This window comes from Nocardia sp. NPDC051833 (assembly GCF_040681225.1).
Taxonomy (GTDB): domain Bacteria; phylum Actinomycetota; class Actinomycetes; order Mycobacteriales; family Mycobacteriaceae; genus Nocardia.
Genome location: NZ_JBFAYK010000002.1, coordinates 1,282,709 through 1,301,906 on the forward strand (window position 1 = coordinate 1,282,709; position 19,198 = coordinate 1,301,906).

The window sequence follows — 19,198 nt, forward strand, 5'->3', positions numbered from 1 at the left end:
TCGCCCGCATGGTTGTCGAGTCTCACCGTGCGTGAGATCCGGCACGGTCGCCCGAGGGGCGCGGCGAGTCGATTGGACCGATCGACATTCACTATCGCCCCGCCGCCGCACCGGTGGGCCGCCCGACACTGACGGCATGACTCCAGTGGTGGAACTGGTCGCCAAGACCAGGCAGTTCGTGCAAGACCACGTCATCCCGGTGGAACGCGAGGTCGTCGTCGGTGGCCGGGTCACCGACGACGCCCTGCGCCTCGACCTGCAGAAGAAGGCCAAGGAGGCCGGTGTCTTCGGCCCGCTCTCCGATCCCGCCTACGGCGGCCTCGGCCTGGACACCAGGGCCCAGGCCGAGGTGCTCGAGGCGGCGGGCGCCAGCCTGCTCGGCCCGCTCGCGGTCAACGCCTGGGCGCCCGACGACGGCAACATCCACCTGCTCGCCGAGGTCGCGAACCCCGAACAGCGCGAACGGTATCTGGCCCCGCTGGCCTCCGGCGAGGTCCGCTCCGCCATCGCCATGACCGAGCCGGCGCCGGGCGCAGGCTCGGACCCGCGGATGCTGGCGACCGTCGCCGAGGAGACCGATTCCGGCTGGGTCATCAACGGCCGCAAGCACTTCACCACCGGCGCGCAGGGCGCGGCGTTCACCATCTGTGTCGCCGCCACCACCGACGGCCCGACCATGTTCCTGGTCGACCAGGACAATCCCGGACTGAAGATCGGCCGCCGGATGCCCACGCTGGACCACACCAGCGCGCCGGGCGGGCACTGCGAGATCGAGTTCGCCGACTGCGAGGTCCCCGAGTCCGCGATCCTGGGCGCGGTGGGCCGCGGCCTCGACCTGGCCGCGGTCCGGCTGGCGCCCTCGCGGCTGGTGTTCTGCATGAACTGGCTCGGCCTGGCCGTGCGCGCCCAGCAGCTCACCGCCGAGCACATCAGCGGCCGGTACTCGTTCGGGGTGCCGATCGCCGACCACGGTCTCGCCCAGGGCCTCATCGCCGACAACGAGATCGACATCGCCGCCTCCCGCAGCCTGATCCGGTCCACCGCCGCCACCATCGACGAGCACGGCGCCGCCTCCGCGCAGGCCCGGCACGAGGCCTCGATCACCAAGACCTTCGTCTCCGAGGCGGTCTGGCGGGTACTAGACCGCGCGGTGCAGCTGCACGGCGGTCTCGGTGTCTGCGAGGACCACCTGGTGGCCCGATTCCTGGTGGAAGCCAGGGCCTTCCGCATCTACGAGGGTCCGTCGGAGGTGCTGCGCGGGTCGATCGCGCGGCGCGTCCTGCGCGGACCGCGCTGAGAGGACACCCCCATGACCACCCGCAGCATCGCCGGATTCGGCGCCGCCTACCCCGCCCTCGACTTCGACGCCGTCGACTACGACTACCTGCGCGACGCCTCGCAGGCCCTGGTGCCGTTCGGCGCGCACGTCGGCACCAGGATCACCGAGATCTCCCCCACCCGGTCGGTCGTCGAGATCCCGGCCGAACCGGTGATGTGCAACCACATGGGCACCGTGCACGCAGGCGCGCTGTTCACCGCCGCCGACATCGCGGGCGCCGCGGCCTTCGTCGGCGCGGCGGCGCACCGGCTGTTCACCGTCGACCGGCTGGTCCTGCGCGGCGGCACCGCCGCCTACCGCAAGCCCGCCCGTGGCCGCATCCGCGCCGTCGCCACCGTCGACGCCGACGGCCTGGCCGCTGTCCTGGCCGCGACCGAGTCCACCCGGTTCGAGCTGTCCGGCCGCGCCGAGCTGCTCGACGACAACGACGTGCTCACCGCCGAATTCACCTTCGACTACGTGTGCGATGTGCGCATCGCCGGAACGGACGCGTCATGACCACGACCACGCCCGACGCCACCACGATCGAGACCGCCGACGGGGTCCGCTTCACCGTGCGCTGGCTGGCCGCCGACGACCCCACCGCCTTGGTGGTGCTGATCCTGCCCGCCATGGCGATGAAGGCGCGCAACTACCAGTCGCTGGCCAAGGCCCTGCACGCCACCGGCCTCTCGGTGGCGACCTGCGATCTGCGCGCGCACGGCGAGGCCGAGCCCGCGCTCGGAGAGCACACCGACTTCGGTTACCGCGAGATGCTCGAAATCGACCTGCCCGCCATCGTTTCCGCGGTCAACGGGCGGTTCCCGCAGGCGCCGCTGCACCTGTTCGGGCACAGCCTGGGCGGTCAGCTCGCGCTGCTGTTCGCCGCCGCCGAACCCGAGCGCGTCGCCGGGGTCACCGTGATCGGCACCGGCACCGTGTTCTGGTGGGCGTTCGGCCCGCGCCGCTGGTTCGAGGCGCTGAGCCAGATCCAGTGGATCGGCCTGGTCTCGCGGGTGAAGGGGCATTGGCCCGGTGGCGTGCTGATCCCGGCGCCGATGCCGGGCGGGGTGATGGTCGACTGGTCGATCCACTCGCTCACCAGCTACTACCGCCCCAGCGGCAGCAAGCGCCGCTACAACACGCTGCTGGCGAACATGACCCTGCCCGTGCTGGCGATCTCGCTGTCGCAGGACGTGCTCGGCCCCAAGTCCAATGTCGACTTCCTGGTCTCGCGGATGCCGTCCGCCGCGGTCACGCAGTGGCACCTCGACGAGAACTCCGCGGTCGCGCACCTGGACCACTTCACCTGGCTCAAGGACGCGCCCGCGATCGCGGCCGGCGTGTCGCAGTGGATCACCGCCGGCACCGCGCCGGCCTGAAGGAGAGACGTGGCACGACTGCAGATCGAAGCGGTGTCGAAGAAGTTCGACACCGACTACGCGGTGCGCGAGGTGAGCCTCGACATCGCCGACGGCGAATTCATGGTCCTGCTCGGCCCCAGCGGCTGCGGCAAGTCCACCCTGCTGCGGATGATCGCCGGGCTGGAGGAGCCGAGCGAGGGCCGGATCCTGGTCGGCGGCAACGATGTCACCGACGCGGCGCCGCAGCGTCGCGACCTGGCGATGGTGTTCCAGAGCTACGCGCTCTACCCGCACCTGTCGGTCGCCAAGAACATCGGGTTCCCGCTGCGGGCCCGGCGCACGCCGCGCGCCGAGATCGCCCAGCGGGTCGCCGAGGTGTCGGCCACCCTGGAGTTGTCCGCGCTGCTCGACCGCAAACCGGTCGCGCTCTCCGGTGGCCAGCGCCAGCGCGTGGCCCTGGCCCGCGCGATGGTGCGCGACCCCGGCGCGTTCCTGATGGACGAGCCGCTGTCGAACCTGGACGCCAAGCTGCGCAGCGCGACCCGCGCCGAACTGATCGCCCTGCACCAGCGACTGGGCGCGACATTCCTCTACGTCACCCACGACCAGGTCGAGGCGATGACGATGGCCTCGCGCATCGCACTGCTCAACGAGGGCCGGGTCGAACAGTGCGGCACTCCCGCCGAGCTCTACGACCAGCCACGCTCCACCTTCGTCGCCGGGTTCCTCGGATCACCGCCGATGAACCTGTTCCCCGCGGTCGTCTCATCGCGCGGCGGTGCCCTGCGGGTGACGGCCGACGGTGTCGACGCCGCGCTCGGCATCACCGACGAACTCGACACCGCCACCGCCGTGATCGCCGGCATCCGCCCCGAGCGCCTGCGCATCGACGCCACGGCGGGCGCGGTGCGCGGCCGGGTGCGGATGGTCGAGAACCTCGGCAGCGAGGAGTTGGTGCACCTCGACGCGGGCACGACCAGCCTGTGCGTGCGCGCGCCGCGCCCGGCCGGGGTGCACGTCGGCGAGGACATCGCCGTGCGGGTCGACCCCGCCGACATCCACCTGTTCGATCCCGACACCGGCCTGCGCCTGACCTGGCAAGCGCCGCAACCGGAGTCGATCCCCAGCCAGGACGCGGCTGCCGTGCCCGTCCCCTGAGTCACCGCACGAACCGTTGATGAGGAGAACCACCATGAAACGCACCCTGCCCATCCTGGGCGTGGTGTTCACCACCGCCGTCGCCCTGAGCGGCTGCGGTCTGGGCGGCACCGTGTCCTCGGACACCACGACGACCGCGCAGATTCCGGAGCTCGCGGCCGACCAGCAGGTCTCGATCGTGTTCGAGTCCTACAACTACGGTCTCGCCGGCGCCTGGACCGACACGTTCAACGCGCTGATCGCCGACTTCGGCAAGAAGTACCCCAACATCAAGGTCACCGCGCAGAAGCCGCAGGGCAACAGCCCGAACCCGGCCACCGACACCATCTCCAGCATCCAGAACCAGATGGTCGCGGGCACCCCGCCCGACGTGGCCCAGCTCGGCTTCTCCGACCTGGACTTCACCGTGCACCAGCTGCAGGCCAAGCCGCTCGACACCCTGGTCGGCAAGCAGGAGGTGGCCCGCAACTTCGACGGCAAGCACGCCTACGCCCCGCGCGCCCGCGTCCTCGACGACTGGGACGGCCACACCTACGGCGTGCCCTTCGTCTTCTCCACCCCCGTGCTGTACCTGAACGCGTCGCTGTTCACCGAGGCCGGGCTGGATCCGGCCAAGCCGCCCGCCACCTGGGCCGACGTCGCGACCGCGTCGAAGCAGATCGTCGACCGCACCGGGAAGGGCGGCGTGTACATCGACTGCCTCACCAAGACCGCCAAGGACTGGTGCTTCCAGTCGCTGGTGCGGTCCAACGGCGGCCGGGTCATCTCCGAGGATCGCCGCACCCTCACCTACGCGGCCGCTCCGGTCGTCGAGGTGACCAAGATGGCGCAGGACCTGGTGACCACGGGCAGCATGCCCAAGCTGAACCAGAAGCAGGGCTACGAGGCCTTCGCGCGCGGCGAGATCGGCATGATCCTCGAGACCAGCGCCATCCAGGGCACCTTCGTCACCGGCGCCAAGGACAAGTGGGACCTGCAGTCGGCGCCGATGCCGTCCTTCGCAGGCAAGCCCACCGTGCCCACGAATTCCGGTGCGGGCCTGCACATCCTGTCCAACGATCCGGCCAAGCAGCGCGCCTCCTGGGAGCTGATCAAGTTCCTCACCAGCGAGGAGTCCTACATCAAGATCTCGCAGAACATCGGCTACCTGCCGCTGCGCACCGGACTGCTCGACCAGCCCGACGGTCTCAAGGACTGGGCCGCCAAGAACCCGCTGCTGAAGCCGAACGTCGCCCAGCTGGGCAGCATGGAGCCCTGGGTCTCCATGCCCGGCAACAACTACCTGCAGATGCGCGACGGCATGATGGACGCCGTCGAGGCCGTCGTGTTCCAGGGCAAGGACCCCCAGTCCACGCTGACCGCTGCGCAGGCAGAGGGCACCAAACTCCTGCCGGTCGCATGAGCGATCTGACCATCGTCCAGCTCACCGATACCCACCTGCGCCCGGCCGGTGAGCTCGTCCACGGTGTCGTCGACACCGACGCGAACCTCACCCGGGTGCTCACCCACCTGCGCGAGGCCGGGCAGCACGTCGACGCCCTGGTGCTCTCGGGTGACCTGTCCGACAACGGGTCACCCGAGGCGTACCGGCGGCTGCGGGCGGCCGTCGAACCGGTCGCGGCCGAGATCGGCGCCGAGATCGTGTACGTCATGGGCAATCACGACGAACGCGCCGCCTTCGGCGAGGAGCTGCTGGATCTGGCTCCCGGCTCGGTGGACACCTCGCTGCCGCACGATCGCACCGTCGAGGTCGCCGGCCTGCGCATCATCGCGCTCGACAGCACCACGCCGATGCGGCACGAGGGCAGGCTCGAACTAGAGCAGCTGGCCTGGCTGAGTGTGCAGCTGCGCACGCCAGCCCCGCGGGGCACCGTGCTGGTGCTGCACCATCCGCCGCTGCCCTCCCCCGTCGCCACCGCCGACTTCCTCAAGCTCGAGGACGCCGACCGGCTGGCGGAGGTACTCGCGGGGTCCGATGTCCGGATGATCCTGTGCGGGCACAACCATCTGACGGCCGCCGCGTCGGTCGCGGGCATCCCGGTGTGGATCGGGCCCGCGCTGTCGTACCGGATCGATCCGATGCCCCCGGCGGGCAGGCACCGCGGATTCACCGGATTCGGCTACAGCCGGATCGATGTGGTCGGCACGACCGTGCTGGCCACCGCGATCGAGGCGACCCCGGCCACCGCGGTCTACGACCGGCCGGAGGCCGAGGTGCTCGAGCAGCTCGCGGCGATCGCCGCGCGGACGCGGTGACATGTTCGTCATCGACGACAGGCAGGACCCGGCGCAGGCGGCGTTCATCGCCCCTGCGGCGGGTCCGCGCCGGTTCACCCGGCGCAAGGCGCTGCGCCTGATCGCGCCCTATCTGTATCTGGCGCCCGCGGTGGTGCTGCTGGTGGTATTCACCTACCAGCCGCTGGTGCAGGCGGTGCAGCTGTCCACGGTGTCGTGGAACCTGCTACCGACCGCTCCGATGAAGGCGGTCGGCACCGCCAATTACTCGCGGCTGCTGGATCTTCCGGCGTTCTGGGGCTCGCTGGGCCGGACCGCGACGCTGATCCTGGGCCTGCTGCCGTTCACGGTGGTGCTGCCGGTACTGATCGCGCTGGCCAGCCGGAAGGTGCAGGGCCGGGCCCGCACCGTCTATCAGGCGCTGGTCTTCGCGCCGTTCCTGGTCGCGCCGGTCGCGGCGGCGGCGGTGTGGCGCTGGCTGCTGCATCCCGGGTCCGGATTCGTCGACCAGCTGGTCGATTCCGGCCGCAACTGGGTCTACGACGCGTCCACCGCGCAGGCGGTGATCGTGCTGATCACCGGCTGGCAGCTGCTCGGTTTCGCGGTGCTGGTGGTGTGGGCCGGTCTGGCGGGCATCAGTGGCGACTACGGCGAGGCCGCGCAGGTCGACGGCGCGACGCCGGGACAGATCCGGCGCTGGATCACGCTGCCGCTGCTGTCGCCGACGCTGCTGTTCCTGGTGCTCACGACCGTGCTGCTCAGCCCGACGCTGTCGTTCCCGCTCATCGACTCGATGACCCAGGGCGGGCCGTCGCAGGCCACGACCAACATCTACTACCTGCTCTGGGACTACGCGTTCCACAGCTTCGACGCCGGCCTGAGCGCGGCGGCGGGTGTGCTGTTGTTCGTCGGGTTCGGCGCGCTGGCGGCCGTGCTGGTCTGGATCTCGGAAAAGGTTGCCGTTCATGATGATTGATCGTCTCCGCCAGGCGGGCAGCCACCTGCTGCTCGCCGGGACGGCGCTGGTGTGCGTGTTCCCCATCTACTGGTTGTTCGCCACCGCGCTGCGCAGGCCGCAGGACGTCACCTCGCTGTCGCCGCTGCCGTGGCCGCTGTCGATCGACAACTACCTCGACGCGGCGCACAAGGTCGATGTCACCGGCTTGATCGTCAACACGTTCGTGGTGGCGATCCTGTCCGCGGCGGGCCAGCTGCTGATCGCGCTGCTGGCGTCCTACGCGTTCGCGATGTACACCTTCCCGCTGCAGCGGCTGATGTACCTGGCGTTCGTGGGCGTCTGGCTGGTGCCGTTCCAGGTCACCATGCTGCCCAACTACATCCTGCTCAACCGGTTGGGGCTGATCAACACGCTGATCGGCTGCGTGCTGCCGACGCTGTGCTCGGCGCTGGCGGTCCTGCTGTTGCGCCAGCACATGAACGCGTTCCCGAAGGAGCTCGTCGCCGCCGCCAAGATCGACGGCCGGTCCTCCTGGGCGATCCTGTGGACGGTGGTGGTGCCGAATCTGCGTCCCGCCCTCGCCGCGCTGGGCATCCTGCTGTTCATCAACGCCTGGAACGAGTACTTCTGGCCCGCGGTCGTGCTGCGTCAGTCCAACGATGTGCTCCAGCTCGGTCTGCGCAGTTTCATGGGCACCGAGGGCGACCAGTGGGGGCCGATGATGGCGCTGGCGAGCCTGGCGTGCCTGCCGGTTCTGCTGCTGTACCTGGTGTTGCAGCGCCACATCGTCAACGCCTTCGTCCGGTCGGGTCTCAAGTGAGGCGGCGGAAGGGCGCGATCAGCTGGTCGAGGTAGCCGACCGGATAGTCGGGGTGTGCTGCCATGCCGAGCTGGTCGGAGCTGAACCGGCGGCCCGGATCGTAGCTGTAGGTGCGCAGCAGGTGGTCCCAGAGCAGGGTGAACAGGCCGAAGTTGACGTCGCCGACCCCGGCCCATTTGAGGTGATGGAAGCGGTGTCCCTCGTTGAGGGCGAGCACGTACTTCAGCGGCCCGACGCGGTAGTCGGCGTTGGAGTGCTGGAGCAGCAGCTGGACGGCCACGGCCAGGGCCAGCGCGGCGGCGACGTCGACCGGCAGGCCCAGCAGGATCAGCGGGGCCACGCCGGCGGCCATCTCGGCGGTCTGGTGCAGCGGGTGCTTCATCAGGCCGTTGAGCCCGTAGAACCGGGTGACGCTGTGGTGCACGGCGTGGAAGCGCCACAGCACCCCGATCTTGTGACTGGCCAGGTGCACCAGGGTGATTCCCGCGTCCGCGATCAGGACGGCGAGGACCACCTGGAGCACGAACGGCCAACTACCCGGCCACACGCCCGGCGCGGGCACGATCGCGGCGAGCAGCGGGATCACCGCGACGCTCACCAGGATCAGCGTCTCGTTCACCACGGCGTGCACCCGGTCGCGGACGCTGTCGGCCTGGGTCCCGTTCCAGTCCGGTTCGTACGGGATCACCCGTTCGACCGCGAACGAGGTGGCGATCGCCACCGCGAGCACGAGCAGCAGCCAGGGTTTCGGGGCGTTGGCGGCGGCGAGGGCGATGCCGATGCCGTTGAGCCCCACCAGCATCCACGGGACGTATCCGTAGCGGGCGAGGCGGCGCACAGTGAGCTTCATGCCCTCAGCCTGGGCGCCGGTCCCCGGTCGGCGCTTGAACGATTCGGCTGCCGCCGATCTCCCTGACCAGCGCGCCGGTCAGGGCCGACGGCGGCAGGCCGAAGATCTCCCGGCAGGTCCGGGTGAGGTGCGCGCTGTCGGCGAAACCGGTCGCGTGCGCGATCGTGGTCAGATCCCGCCCGGCCCGCGCGAGCTCGGCGGCGTTCATCAGCCGCAGCCACAGGATGTAGCGGCGCAGCGGCAGCCCGACCTGGGCGGTGAACAGGTGGGTGAGCCGGCTCGCCGACAGGCCGACGACGGCGGCGACCTCCCCGGTGCGCACCGGTCCGCGCGCCACCATCGCGGGCAGCGCGGCCACCGCGGCCACGACCGCCGGATGTCGCGCGCGGGCGGCGCCACCGCCCGCCGCCGCGAAGGTGGTCAGCAGGTCGTCGACGAAGGCCGCCGTCGAGGCGATCCGCCGGGCGGGGTCGCGCAGGGCGGGGCCGCCGCACCAGCCCGAGGTCGCGACCCGCAGCACCGCCCCGCGACCGGCCGGGGAATCGGGGTCGAGGAACACGACGATCCCGGTCGCACCGCCGGTGTCGATGCGGTGCTCGGTGTCGGGCGGGATCACGATCTCGGCCCCGGTGTGTGCCCGGCCGTCGCCGTCGACCACGGTCACCGGCGCGTCGGCCACGACGATCTGCACGGCGTGATGGGCATGGCTCCGGGTCCCGCCGATCGTTCCGGTGAAGGCGAGCACGCCGGGACGGAGCACCGCCCCGGCACCGTGCCAGGCCACCTCGCTCCCGGCACCTGGCACCCGAGGTGTCACTGCCGGTAGGTCGCCAGGAAGCGGCCGATGCGCTCGATGATGGCCTCGAGCTCGTCGGCGTGCGGCAGGGTGACGATCCGGAAGTGGTCGGGCCGCGGCCAGTTGAAGCCGGTGCCCTGGACGATGTGCAGCTTCTCCTGCAGGAGCAGATCGAGGACGAACTTCTCGTCGTCGTGGATGCGGTACATGTCCAGATCGATCCGCGGGAAGGCGTAGAGCGCGCCCTTCGGCTTCACGCACGAGACACCGGGGATGGCGTTGAGGGCTTCCCAGGCGCGGTCGCGCTGCTCGCGCAGGCGCCCGCCGGGCAGGGTGAGGTCGTAGATGCTCTGATGCCCACCGAGCGCGGCCTGGATCGCCTGCTGCGCCGGCACATTCGCGCACAGCCGCAGTCCGGCGAGCATGGTCAGGCCCTCGAGATAGCTCGCGGCGTGCTGGGTGGGCCCGGAGACCACCAGCCAGCCCGAACGCAGGCCGGCGGCGCGGTAGTTCTTCGACAGGCCCGAGAAGGTCAGGCACAGCAGGTCGGGGGCGAGCGAGGCGACGGCGGTGTGCTCGAGATCGTCGTAGTAGATCTTGTCGTAGATCTCGTCGGCGAACACGACCAGGTTGTGCCTGCGGGCGATCTCGAGGATCTCGCGCAGTACCTCCGGCGGGTACACCGCGCCGGTGGGGTTGTTCGGGTTGATCAGCACGATGGCGCGGGTGCGGTCGGTGATCTTGGCGGTGATGTCGGCCAGGTCGGGGTACCAGTCGGCGCCCTCGTCGCACAGGTAGTGCACCGGGGTGCCGCCGTTGAGGGCGGTCGCGGCGGTCCACAGCGGGAAGTCCGGGGCGGGGACCAGGACCTCGTCGCCGTTCTCGAGCAGCGCGGTCATCGCCATCATGATCAGCTCGGAGACGCCGTTGCCGAGGAAGACCTCCTCGACGCTCACGTCGTCGACGCCCAGCGTCTGGTAGTACTGCACCACCGCGCGCCGGGCCGAGAGCAGGCCCTTCGACGAGCTGTAGCCGGTGGAGGTGGGCAGCGTCCGGACCATGTCCTGCAACAGATCCGGGGGCGCGTCGAAGCCGAAGAGCAGCGGGTTGCCGGTGTTGAGCTTGACGACGTGATGCCCCTCGGCCTCGAGCCGAGCCGCCTCCTCGGCGACCGGGCCGCGGATCTCGTACGACACTCCCGACAGCTTGCTGGACTGTTTGACCTGCATGAACATCCCTCCGAGGCGTGGTTGCCGCACACACTACTTGGTATTTCCAAGATTTCACTTGGTTTTTCCAAGCCCATGGTTAAGGTAGTACATGTGCCACGCCGAAGCTACGCCCACTACTGTTCGGTCAGCCGCGCCCTGGATCTCGTCGGCGACCGCTGGACCCTGCTCGTGGTCCGCGAACTGACCGCGGGCCCGCGCCGCTACAGCGATCTGCTCGCCGATCTCCCCGGGATCAGCACCGACATGCTGGCCACCCGGCTCAAGGACCTGGAGCGCGACGGCATCCTCGTCCATCATCGCAACGGGATGCGGTCCAGCTACGAGCTGACCGACTCGGGCCGCGCCCTGCGCCCGGTCCTCGACGCCCTGTCCGCCTGGGGCGCTCCCCTGCTCGGCGATCGCGCCCCGACCGATGCCGTGCGCGCGCACTGGCTGGCGCTGCCGCTGGGCCACGCCGTCGCCGAGCTGGTCCCCGCGGGCACGGTCACCGTGCACATCGGCGAGACCGTGCTGCACTACGTGATCACCGCCGACGGCGTCACCCACCACGACGGTCCCGCGTCGGCCCCGGACCGCGAACTGCGGCTGGAGCTGGCCGAGGCCACCGAGATCGCCACCGGCGCCCGCTCGCTGACCGGCTGACGGCGGTTCCGGTCAGTCCCCGGCGACCGAGAGTTCGGCGCAGGTCGCCGCATCCGGTGCGGTCTCGGCCAGGAAGACCGTCTGCGCGGTCATCCGGAACCCGGACATCCGCTCCCGGAAGACCTCGATCGACTCCTCCGGGTGCACCGAGTCGATCACCGCGTGCGGCCCGAAGGCGTTGAACTGGTGGCTCACTCCGCGCGGGATCTGCATGTCCACGAACGAGCACGGCGGCACGATGAGGTTGTAGCGGGTCCGGTGCTGCCCCGGCGGCAGGTCGGGCAGGTCGTCGGTGAACTGGTCGGGCCGGAACGGGGTCACGCCCTCGACGTGGGTGACCTCGAACGGGGACAGGCTGCTGACCCGGATGTAGGTGCCGGGTCCGGTCATCATCCGCACGAAGCGCAGGCCGGTGTGCAGGTGCATCCGCGAGCACATCCCCCGCTCGGTGACGTCGTAGAAGTCCATCAGGTACCGGTCGGCGAAGAAGCCGTCGAAGGGCTTCTCGATCATGTAGACGTCGCCCTCCTCGAAGGTCTGCGCGCGGACGACGCCGTCGGCGTCGGGGGTGGTCGCGGCGTGGACGGTCGTGGCCGTGCGGACGATCTCGGCGAAGGTCCGCACCACTACCAGCGCGACCTCGGCGGGCAGACTCGCCACCGGGGTCACCGTGTTGCGGCCCGCGTCGGCGAAGTTCGCCACGTCGTGGATCTCGTTCTCGTCGTCCGCGGCGTGCTTGATCCTCGGTGCGGCCATACGGTGGTGACTCCTCGCGCTCAGGTGACCTCGAAGGCACGCAACCACAGTTCCAGCGACAGCACCAACCACAATTTGCCGCCCTGGCGGGGCAGCAGCGCGCCGTCGCCACGCAACCAGGCGCGGATGGTGTCCTCGCGGAAGAGCCCGCGCGCCCGGGCGGACCGGCCGAGCAGCAGCTCGTGCCCGAGATCGCGCAGCGGACCGGCCAGCCACTGCTGCACCGGTACCCGCATGCCGCTCTTGGGCCGGTCGACGATGGTGGCGGGCAGCAGGTCCCGGACGGCTTCCTTGAGAATCCATTTCTCGGTGGCGCCGGCGAGTTTGAGCCGCGGCGGGACCCGGAAGGCATGGTCGATGACGGCGCGGTCGAACAGCGGCGCCCTGCCCTCCACACCCGCCGCGGCGGTGAGCCGTTCGACCTTGGTGAGAATGTGGTGGGCACCCTTGGTACGCAGGTTCGTGTGCAGCAGCTGGTTGAGCAGGCTCGTCATCGGCCCCTGGGTGAGCAGGGGCGTGAGCAGGTCGGTGAGCGGCGGAGCGCCGTCGAGTGCGGCGAGCGCGTCACGGCTGAGCAGGACCGGCAGGTCACCGAGGCATTTGCGGTAGCTGTCGAGGTAGGCGGCGGCGCGGGCCACCGGGTTCGGATCGTCGCGGGTGAGTTCGAAGATCAGCATCGGCAGGTTCTTGGGGCCGCCGAAGACCGGGTCACCGCCCTCGCCGTTGAGGACCACGCGCGCGCCGTCGGCCGCGGCGGCCTCGGCCAGCAGCAGATTGGGGACGGTCAGCGGATCGCCGACGGGACAGTCGAGCAGGGCCACGGTGTCGGCGAGGCGAGCCGCGACGGTCTCCCCCGGCACGGTCAGCACCCGGTGCTCGGTGTGACAGTGCGCCGCGACCAAGCCGGAATAGGCGAGCTCGTTGGGCGTGGTGCCGGTGAAGGCGATGGAGTAGGTCCGGACCGGCTGGTCGTGGCGCTTGGCGGCCAACGCGGTGACCAGGCTGCTGTCGATCCCGCCCGAGAGCAGCACGCCGACCGGCTCGCCCGCGGGCAGACGCCGCGCGGTCGCGTCGTCGAGCAGGGCGCGCAGGGTCAGCGCGTGCTCGGCGGCGGGCAGGTCGTCGACGGATTCGGCGGGCTCCCAATAGGTTTCCTCGACCGAGGTACCGTCCGGGCGCAGGCGCAGGCAGCGGCCGGGCAGCGCCTCGTGCACGTCGCGGAAGAAGGTCTCCCGGCCGGGCAGGTAGGCGAAGGTGAGGAAGGAGCGCACGGCGGGCAGGTGCAGTCCGGTGCGCAACGCGGGCCAGTTCGCCACGGCGCGAATCGATCCCGAGGCCGCCCACGCGTCACCGGCGCGGGCGTAGAACAGGGTGCGGGTGCCCACGTGGTCGCGGACCAGGACCAGCTCGGGGCCGTCGGTGATCGCCAGCGCGAACATGCCGTCCGCCCTGGCGATGCCCGCGGTGCCGAACTTCGCGTAGAGGCGCAGCAGCAGGTCGCCGTCGGCGCAGTCCGGTGGCGGCGCGTCGGCACCGAGCGCGGTGCGCAGCCCCCGCGCGTTGAACAGGGTGACCGCGCCGACGGCGTGATACTCCCCTGCGGTGAAATGCCCTGCCGCCGCACCGGATCCGGCGAGCAGGCCGAGGGCGCTTCCGGTGCCCACCGCGACCGGGTCGCCGCCGACGGCGCGGACGGCACCGGCCGGATCGGCGGGGGTCAGGAAGGCGCACCAGCGCGACATCAGTACTCCCTCATCCGAAGTCGCCGCCGTCGTCGCCGGAGTCGTCGCTCCAGGTGCCGTAGTCGTCGGAACCGCCGCCGCCGGAATCGCTCGACGAGGACGCCGCCGCCTGCCTGCGCAGTTCCTCTTCCTCGGCCGCGGAGAGGAACTCGGGCGGCATCACCAGCGCGCCGAGCAGCGCGCCACCGGCGACCGCGGCGAGGATGGTGCCGACCCGGCCGCCGAAGGAGGAGCGGTTCACGGTGAGGACGCCGTCACCCCACAGGGTGCGGCCGTAGCCGGATTCCCGGCCGTAGAGCACCCGGCCGTCGGCATAGGTCCGCTTCACCAGGGTGCGCCCCAGCGGTTCGTCGCGGCCGGAGCCACCGCGGTCGTCCCGCCACGATACGAAACCCGCTCCGCGCGTGCGCCATTCGCGGTGGCCGTCGGAGTAGTGCCGGTGCACGGTGCCGTCGGCGAGGAGTTCATCGGTGTAGGTGACGTGCTGTCGCACCGACATGGTCCGGTCCTTTCATGCGGTGGGCCAGGTGAGGAAACCGGTGGTGCGCAGGCGATTCCACTGCGTCGCGGTGTCGCGGATCCGCACCTCGCGGACCAGCCGGTGCACGGTGCGCAGCAGGGCGGCGGGTCGCACCGCCGCGAGCTCGACGCCGCGGCCGTGGCGCAGCCAGTCCTGTTCCCACGGATCGACCACGGCGTCGATGGCGCGGGGCGCGTGTGCCGACCGGTGGGTGGCGTGCAGGGTGCCCGCCTGCCGGGGACGCAATCCCAGGGGAACCACCCGGACGCCGTCCGGGATCGGGGTCAGCGCGCGCACGCGATCGGGAAAGGTCAGTCCGTGCGGGGTCGCGTCGTGGAGCAGGAACACCGCCGACCGCTCGACCAGCGTCAGCATGCCCGCCACGCGCGGGTCCAGCGGCAGTTCGTCGGCGCCGACCACCGGGCAGGCGGATTCCATCGGAATGCCGTTGGCGCGCAGCATCTGGGCGATCTCGGTGGATTCGCACACCAGCAGCCGGGGCAGGCCGTAGTCGAACAGGTCCGGTTCGGTGGTGTGCCGACCGGCGGGCCGGGTCCGGGGCGGTTCGGGTGCGAGCAGGCCGGGTACCGGACCGTGCGCGGCCAGCGCGGCGCGAAAGTCCGGGTAGCGCACGGGAGCCGGGACGGTGAAGGCGGGGCGGCGGAGCCCGCGCGGCAGCGGCAGCAGGACGCGGCAGACCTCGTAGTAGAGCTGGCGCTCGGTGAATCGCAGGTCGCCGGGCGCACCGGCCCGTCGCACCGCGATCCGCACCGCCCGGCGCAGGACCGCCGAGGTCACCGGGTCGGCCACGTCAGGAACCCCACCGCCGCGGCGCGCCGCCGATCCGGATCCAGCGCCCGCTCGACCCGATCCACCGCGCTGCCCAGCGCCGCGAGGAGGGCGGCGGGTGGCACCGACGCCAGGGGCGTCTGCCAGCCGTCGGCCAGCCAGGCGCGTTCCTCCGCCGTCAGTCGCTCGCCGCCGATCCGGGCCAGGTCGTCGGCGGTGGGCCTGCCCTCGCGCAACCGTATCGCCTTCGCCTTGCCGAGCACCGCGCGCGGGGCGAGCCCGACCGGGACCACCCGGGCGCCGAGGGCGGCGCGCGCGGCGGCGACGTAGGTGATACCGGGGACGCTGGCGTCGTGCAGGACCAGCACGGGGACACCCGGCGGCAGCTGATCGATCCGGCCCACCGGCGCCATACCCCAGAGTCCGGCGACGTTGTTGGCCGAAAGACAGGTCAGCACAGTGCTGTCCGGGCACAGCACCGCGAATCGCGGGCGGGCGGGCACGGGCGGCAGCGGGGTCCGGCCATCGACCGAACCCGCGGGCGGCGCACCGTAGACCTGGATCCACCGGGCGACCACGAACTGCTCGAATCGGGCGTAGGTGACCGGCATCGGTACCAGGGTGGTCGCCAGATACCGGGGCCGCAATGCGGTCAACAGGACGTTCACCCCCACCAGTGCGGCCACGCCCGCGCCGAGCGCGAGGGCCCAGTAGACGAGCCCGGTGACGGCGAGCGCGAAGATCACGATGCCGAGCGCGATCGAGATTCCCATCCGAATGCCGAAGAACGTCTGCCCTGGGTCGCGGAGGCGGCCCCGCGCCGCGGCGTACCAGAGTTGCGGCAGCGTGTAGCGCAGGTTCCGCCCGTCCCCGAGCCGGTCGATCAGCCTGCGCATCCGGAGGTCGTGCAGCCGGAACGGGCTCTCCTTCGGTTCGAGCGCGAACAGCCGGCCGCATTTCGCGCAGGTACGCTTTCCGCGTTCGCGGTGCAGCACGTTCTTGCCGCAGTGCGGGCAGATCATCGCGCGTCGACCTGTCCGCCGACGCCACGACCCGGCCCCGCGGCCCGCTCGATCCTCACAGGTACGGCATACCGGATCCACCGGAATTCCGCGACCGCACCACACGAACCGCCGGTGACGTCCCGGCCAATTCGGACGATGCCACCGAATGCCTTCGATCCCGGCCGGATCGGTCCGGCCGTGCTGGCAGGGCTTCAGGCGGGCTCGAGCACCGGCCCGGCCTCGGTGGCGGTGGCCGCCGGTTCGCGGCCGGGCAGCCCAGCGGCGACGAGGGCGCCGAGCCCGAGCACCGCGACCACCAGGACCCACACGGCGGTGGCCGAGGCGTGCGCCGCGAGCACGCCCGCCGCCAGCGCGCCGACACTGCCGCAGATCCGCAGGGCGAGCGACTGGACCGACAGGACGGTGGCGCGTTCCCCGGCCGTCGCGGCGCGGTGGGTCAGCGTGTCCAGCAACGGTTCCGGCGCTCCGAGCGCGAGGTAGACGCCCACATAGCCGGCGGCGACCACCAGCAGCAGCGGGGTGCCCAGCGCGGCGACGGCGACCGCGGTCAGCACCAGCGCGAGGACCACCGTGCGCCGGACGGACCCGAGCAGCCGCGTCAGCGTGGGCGAGGCCGCCGAACCGGCCGCCATCGCGAAGCCGCCGAGCGCGGTGAAGACGGCGAAGGCGCCGACGGCCCGGCTGTCCCCGCCGAGGCTCGCCGCGATCTGCAACGGCGCGAGCAATTCGACCGCCGCCAGCACGACACCGATGACCCCGCACAGCACCGTGATGCGGCGCAGCACACCGACGCGGGCACAGGTGCCGATGCCGACCCGCACCGTGCGCGGGATATCGGCGAGCACGGCGCGGAGATCGGCGCGCGGACGGCGGACGGTCTCCCCGACCCAGGCCAGCTGGACCACGATCCGGACCACGATGACGCCCGCGGCCGCGAGATAGGGCAGGGAGAGCGCGAGCACCGGCCCGGCCCCGGCCGACGGCAGCGGGGCCAACGCCGCCAGCGCGCCACCGGCCAGCGCACCGACGGCGAGGGCGATCGACCCGGCGGTGCGGCCGTGCGCGAACGCGGACGTGAGATCCACGTCCTCGTCCACGGCGTGCACGGCGTCGACGTACCAGGCCTGCAGTGGCCCGGAGTCGAGCGCCCGGCCTGCGGCCTCGAGCAGGATCCCGGCCCCGAGGACGAGCACACCGGTGCCGATCCCGAGCGAGACCGTCGACACCAGGAACAGCAGGGAGGCGGCGATCAGCACCGGGCGCCTGCCGACGACATCGGCGAGCCCGCCGGTCGGCAGTTCGAGGGCGGCGGCGGTCAGACCGTAGGCCGCGAGGAGAGCGCCCATCGTCGCCATGTCGATCCCGCGCGCGGCCAGCAGCAGGATGAGCACCGGGGCGCAGAGCCCGGTCGGCAGCCAGCCGAGGACGTTCAGCACCACGTAGCGACGGGTGAGGGTCGGGATGGTCGCGCTCACGCGATGGCCTCCGGGCGGGAGTCGAGGACGGTGGTCGGGAGCGCACCGGGGCGCTTGCTGAAGCGATTGCGGTGCCAGCGCACCTCGGTGACGGGAACGGCGAGCCGCAGCTCGGACAGGCGCGGGAGCAGGACCCCGAGCAGGACCTGCGCCTGCTTGCGGGCCAGGGTGGCGCCGGGGCAGTAGTGCGGGCCGTGTCCGAAGGCCAGATGCTTGGTGTCGGCGCGGGTCGGATCGAGGCGATCGGGATGGTCGAAGCGGTCCGGGTCGCGATTGGCGGCGACCAGATCCACCACGACGGCGCTGCCCGCCGGGATGACGATGTCACCGATCGGCACATCGTCCAGGGCGAACCTGGTCCAGGTGCCCTGGGTGGGGGTGAGGTAGCGGAACAGCTCCTCGACGGCCGTCGGCAGCGATTCCGGCCGCCGGGCCAGCGCGCACTGGAGCCGGGGCGCCATCAGGAGGGTGAAGACGGACATGCTGACGAAGCTGACCGTCGTCTCGTAGCCCGCGACGATCATCAGCGCGGCCGTGCCGACGGCTTCGGCGTCCGAGAGCAGGCCCGCGGCTCTGGACGCGGCGAGCTCACTGCTCAGGTCATCGGTGGGCTGCTCGCCCTTGGTGGCCAGCAGTGCGGCCAGGTAGGTGTCCAGGGCGGCGGTGCCCGGCTCGCTGACCTCGGGATCGGGCATGGTCGACGCCTCGGCCCACGCGAGTACTCGGTCACGGTCGGCGTCCGGGACCCCGAGCAGGTCGCAGATCACGGAGAACACCAGCGGAAGCACGAACTCGGCGACCAGGTCGCCGCCGCCGCGCGCGAGCAGCGCGTCGAGCAGGCCGGTGGCCCGCCCCCGCATGCGCTCGACGGGGTCGTCGTAGCGGCGCGGCGTGAGCGTGGGCGCCACCGCGCGCCGGAGCCGGGTGTGCCGCGCCCCGTCGCACATCTGCATGCTCGTGCTGTGGCGCTGCGTCGCCGCGGGCTGCGCGGCGATATCCGCGTGCCGGTCCGCCCCGTTGGCCGGATCATTCGACATCCGCCGGTCCGCGAGCAGCTGGAGCGCGGCGTCGTATCCCGTGACGAGATATCGGTTGTCCGCCAGCGCGCGGACAGATTCGATATGTCTGACGCTCAAAGGAATTCCTGCCTTCACGGTCTGGGGGCGAAGCCGAGTGCCTCGCCCCCGGCGACGGCCGAACGGGCGATCAGTACCGGTAGGCGTAGATGTGAGAGGACCGATCGGCATCGTCCGCGGGGAGCGCGAAGAGTGCCTCGAGCGCGTCCAGCTCGCGAGCGATTTCGGTGTCGAGGAGTTCGATGGTGGTGTGCATTTCTTTGTTCCCTTTCTTCGTTTCCGTCGCCGTGTGCGTCGGTAGTTAAAGTCTCGGGAATTACGGCGCATCCGAATAGAAACCCTGGGGTGCGGAATTCATCACCCCCTTTCGGGCACTGGATTGACGGAATGCGTTAACCCGGCGGCGACAGGCCACGATCGCGCCGGTGGCCGTGCGGGTACC

20 protein-coding genes are annotated in these 19,198 nt (G+C 71.2%); 9 read left to right on the plus strand and 11 right to left on the minus strand.

The features are described 5' to 3' along the window. Nucleotides 1-136 precede the first annotated feature (136 nt). The 8 genes from AB0L91_RS24095 to AB0L91_RS24130 are packed head-to-tail and all read left to right on the plus strand — an operon-like array spanning nucleotide 137 to nucleotide 7,853. Nucleotides 137-1,297: an acyl-CoA dehydrogenase family protein gene (locus tag AB0L91_RS24095; protein WP_357345334.1), complete on the plus strand. Its 1,161-nt coding sequence runs from the start codon at nucleotides 137-139 to the stop codon at nucleotides 1,295-1,297. 12 nt (nucleotides 1,298-1,309) lie between these two features. Further along, nucleotides 1,310-1,837 carry a YiiD C-terminal domain-containing protein gene (locus tag AB0L91_RS24100; RefSeq protein WP_365013432.1) on the plus strand — a complete coding sequence of 176 codons (528 nt, stop codon included), beginning with the start codon at nucleotides 1,310-1,312 and terminating at the stop codon, nucleotides 1,835-1,837. Then, nucleotides 1,834-2,700: an alpha/beta fold hydrolase gene (locus tag AB0L91_RS24105; RefSeq protein WP_365013435.1), complete on the plus strand. Its 867-nt coding sequence runs from the start codon at nucleotides 1,834-1,836 to the stop codon at nucleotides 2,698-2,700. Before AB0L91_RS24100 ends, AB0L91_RS24105 begins: the two co-directional genes overlap by 4 nt. A 9-nt stretch (nucleotides 2,701-2,709) precedes the next feature. After that, a complete protein-coding gene (locus AB0L91_RS24110; protein ID WP_365013438.1) occupies nucleotides 2,710-3,840 on the plus strand; it encodes an ABC transporter ATP-binding protein in 1,131 nt (376 codons plus the stop codon). 34 nt (nucleotides 3,841-3,874) lie between these two features. After that, nucleotides 3,875-5,242, plus strand: coding sequence for an ABC transporter substrate-binding protein (locus tag AB0L91_RS24115; RefSeq protein ID WP_365013440.1), 1,368 nt, complete (start codon nucleotides 3,875-3,877; stop codon nucleotides 5,240-5,242). Further along, a complete protein-coding gene (locus tag AB0L91_RS24120; RefSeq protein WP_365013443.1) occupies nucleotides 5,239-6,096 on the plus strand; it encodes a metallophosphoesterase in 858 nt (285 codons plus the stop codon). The genes AB0L91_RS24115 and AB0L91_RS24120 overlap by 4 nt, the downstream gene beginning before the upstream one ends. A gap of 1 nt (nucleotide 6,097) precedes the next feature. Further along, on the plus strand, nucleotides 6,098-7,051 hold the full coding sequence (locus tag AB0L91_RS24125) for a sugar ABC transporter permease (protein ID WP_365013445.1): 954 nt from the start codon (nucleotides 6,098-6,100) through the stop codon (nucleotides 7,049-7,051). After that, nucleotides 7,041-7,853, plus strand: coding sequence for a carbohydrate ABC transporter permease (locus tag AB0L91_RS24130; protein WP_355275798.1), 813 nt, complete (start codon nucleotides 7,041-7,043; stop codon nucleotides 7,851-7,853). Before AB0L91_RS24125 ends, AB0L91_RS24130 begins: the two co-directional genes overlap by 11 nt. Here AB0L91_RS24130 and AB0L91_RS24135 read toward each other — a convergent pair. Genes AB0L91_RS24135 through AB0L91_RS24145 form a run of 3 tightly spaced genes read right to left on the minus strand, consistent with a single transcriptional unit; the run spans nucleotide 7,846 to nucleotide 10,728 of the window. After that, the gene (locus AB0L91_RS24135) at nucleotides 7,846-8,703 is read right to left on the minus strand and encodes a sterol desaturase family protein (RefSeq protein ID WP_365013448.1); all 858 of its coding nucleotides are present in this window, start codon (nucleotides 8,701-8,703) and stop codon (nucleotides 7,846-7,848) included. The two genes, AB0L91_RS24130 and AB0L91_RS24135, sit on opposite strands and share 8 nt — an antisense overlap. Before the next feature lie 4 nt (nucleotides 8,704-8,707). Further along, nucleotides 8,708-9,487 carry a helix-turn-helix transcriptional regulator gene (locus tag AB0L91_RS24140; protein WP_365013451.1) on the minus strand — a complete coding sequence of 260 codons (780 nt, stop codon included), beginning with the start codon at nucleotides 9,485-9,487 and terminating at the stop codon, nucleotides 8,708-8,710. A gap of 29 nt (nucleotides 9,488-9,516) precedes the next feature. Next, nucleotides 9,517-10,728 carry a pyridoxal phosphate-dependent aminotransferase gene (locus tag AB0L91_RS24145; protein WP_355275804.1) on the minus strand — a complete coding sequence of 404 codons (1,212 nt, stop codon included), beginning with the start codon at nucleotides 10,726-10,728 and terminating at the stop codon, nucleotides 9,517-9,519. Between the two features lie 93 nt (nucleotides 10,729-10,821). On the opposite strand from AB0L91_RS24145, the gene AB0L91_RS24150 reads away from it, so the two are divergent. Further along, nucleotides 10,822-11,373 (plus strand): helix-turn-helix domain-containing protein, encoded by a 552-nt coding sequence (locus AB0L91_RS24150; protein WP_355275806.1) that lies wholly within the window; start codon nucleotides 10,822-10,824, stop codon nucleotides 11,371-11,373. A gap of 12 nt (nucleotides 11,374-11,385) precedes the next feature. Here AB0L91_RS24150 and AB0L91_RS24155 read toward each other — a convergent pair whose 3' ends face one another. From AB0L91_RS24155 to AB0L91_RS24190, 8 genes are all read right to left on the minus strand, one after another. Further along, nucleotides 11,386-12,129: a hypothetical protein gene (locus AB0L91_RS24155; protein WP_365013456.1), complete on the minus strand. Its 744-nt coding sequence runs from the start codon at nucleotides 12,127-12,129 to the stop codon at nucleotides 11,386-11,388. A gap of 20 nt (nucleotides 12,130-12,149) precedes the next feature. Further along, complete coding sequence (locus tag AB0L91_RS24160) at nucleotides 12,150-13,871, minus strand: asparagine synthase-related protein (RefSeq protein ID WP_365013458.1); 1,722 nt, start codon at nucleotides 13,869-13,871, stop codon at nucleotides 12,150-12,152. A gap of 10 nt (nucleotides 13,872-13,881) precedes the next feature. Beyond that, the gene (locus AB0L91_RS24165; RefSeq protein ID WP_365013461.1) at nucleotides 13,882-14,370 is read right to left on the minus strand and encodes a hypothetical protein; all 489 of its coding nucleotides are present in this window, start codon (nucleotides 14,368-14,370) and stop codon (nucleotides 13,882-13,884) included. Between the two features lie 12 nt (nucleotides 14,371-14,382). Further along, entirely contained in the window at nucleotides 14,383-15,201 is an 819-nt protein-coding gene (locus tag AB0L91_RS24170) for a hypothetical protein (RefSeq protein ID WP_365013464.1), read from the minus strand. Next, a complete protein-coding gene (locus tag AB0L91_RS24175) occupies nucleotides 15,186-16,202 on the minus strand; it encodes a hypothetical protein (protein ID WP_365013466.1) in 1,017 nt (338 codons plus the stop codon). The genes AB0L91_RS24170 and AB0L91_RS24175 overlap by 16 nt, the downstream gene beginning before the upstream one ends. Nucleotides 16,203-16,396: 194 nt before the next feature. Then, nucleotides 16,397-17,680 carry an MFS transporter gene (locus tag AB0L91_RS24180; RefSeq protein WP_365013468.1) on the minus strand — a complete coding sequence of 428 codons (1,284 nt, stop codon included), beginning with the start codon at nucleotides 17,678-17,680 and terminating at the stop codon, nucleotides 16,397-16,399. Beyond that, nucleotides 17,677-18,816, minus strand: coding sequence for a cytochrome P450 (locus AB0L91_RS24185; RefSeq protein WP_357345304.1), 1,140 nt, complete (start codon nucleotides 18,814-18,816; stop codon nucleotides 17,677-17,679). Before AB0L91_RS24185 ends, AB0L91_RS24180 begins: the two co-directional genes overlap by 4 nt. A 70-nt stretch (nucleotides 18,817-18,886) precedes the next feature. Further along, nucleotides 18,887-19,012 carry a hypothetical protein gene (locus AB0L91_RS24190; RefSeq protein ID WP_355275822.1) on the minus strand — a complete coding sequence of 42 codons (126 nt, stop codon included), beginning with the start codon at nucleotides 19,010-19,012 and terminating at the stop codon, nucleotides 18,887-18,889. Between the last annotated feature and the right edge of the window lie 186 nt (nucleotides 19,013-19,198).

Coding starts and splice junctions, on each gene's coding strand:
- AB0L91_RS24135 (WP_365013448.1), bottom strand. CDS start 8,703: ATGAAGCTCACTGTGCGCCGCCTCGCCCGCTACGGATACGTCCCGTGG.
- AB0L91_RS24190 (WP_355275822.1), bottom strand. CDS start 19,012: ATGCACACCACCATCGAACTCCTCGACACCGAAATCGCTCGCGAGCTG.
- AB0L91_RS24145 (WP_355275804.1), bottom strand. CDS start 10,728: ATGCAGGTCAAACAGTCCAGCAAGCTGTCGGGAGTGTCGTACGAGATC.
- AB0L91_RS24095 (WP_357345334.1), top strand. CDS start 137: ATGACTCCAGTGGTGGAACTGGTCGCCAAGACCAGGCAGTTCGTGCAA.
- AB0L91_RS24120 (WP_365013443.1), top strand. CDS start 5,239: ATGAGCGATCTGACCATCGTCCAGCTCACCGATACCCACCTGCGCCCG.
- AB0L91_RS24115 (WP_365013440.1), top strand. CDS start 3,875: ATGAAACGCACCCTGCCCATCCTGGGCGTGGTGTTCACCACCGCCGTC.
- AB0L91_RS24160 (WP_365013458.1), bottom strand. CDS start 13,871: ATGTCGCGCTGGTGCGCCTTCCTGACCCCCGCCGATCCGGCCGGTGCC.
- AB0L91_RS24155 (WP_365013456.1), bottom strand. CDS start 12,129: ATGGCCGCACCGAGGATCAAGCACGCCGCGGACGACGAGAACGAGATC.
- AB0L91_RS24165 (WP_365013461.1), bottom strand. CDS start 14,370: ATGTCGGTGCGACAGCACGTCACCTACACCGATGAACTCCTCGCCGAC.
- AB0L91_RS24105 (WP_365013435.1), top strand. CDS start 1,834: ATGACCACGACCACGCCCGACGCCACCACGATCGAGACCGCCGACGGG.
- AB0L91_RS24125 (WP_365013445.1), top strand. CDS start 6,098: ATGTTCGTCATCGACGACAGGCAGGACCCGGCGCAGGCGGCGTTCATC.
- AB0L91_RS24175 (WP_365013466.1), bottom strand. CDS start 16,202: ATGATCTGCCCGCACTGCGGCAAGAACGTGCTGCACCGCGAACGCGGA.
- AB0L91_RS24100 (WP_365013432.1), top strand. CDS start 1,310: ATGACCACCCGCAGCATCGCCGGATTCGGCGCCGCCTACCCCGCCCTC.
- AB0L91_RS24130 (WP_355275798.1), top strand. CDS start 7,041: ATGATGATTGATCGTCTCCGCCAGGCGGGCAGCCACCTGCTGCTCGCC.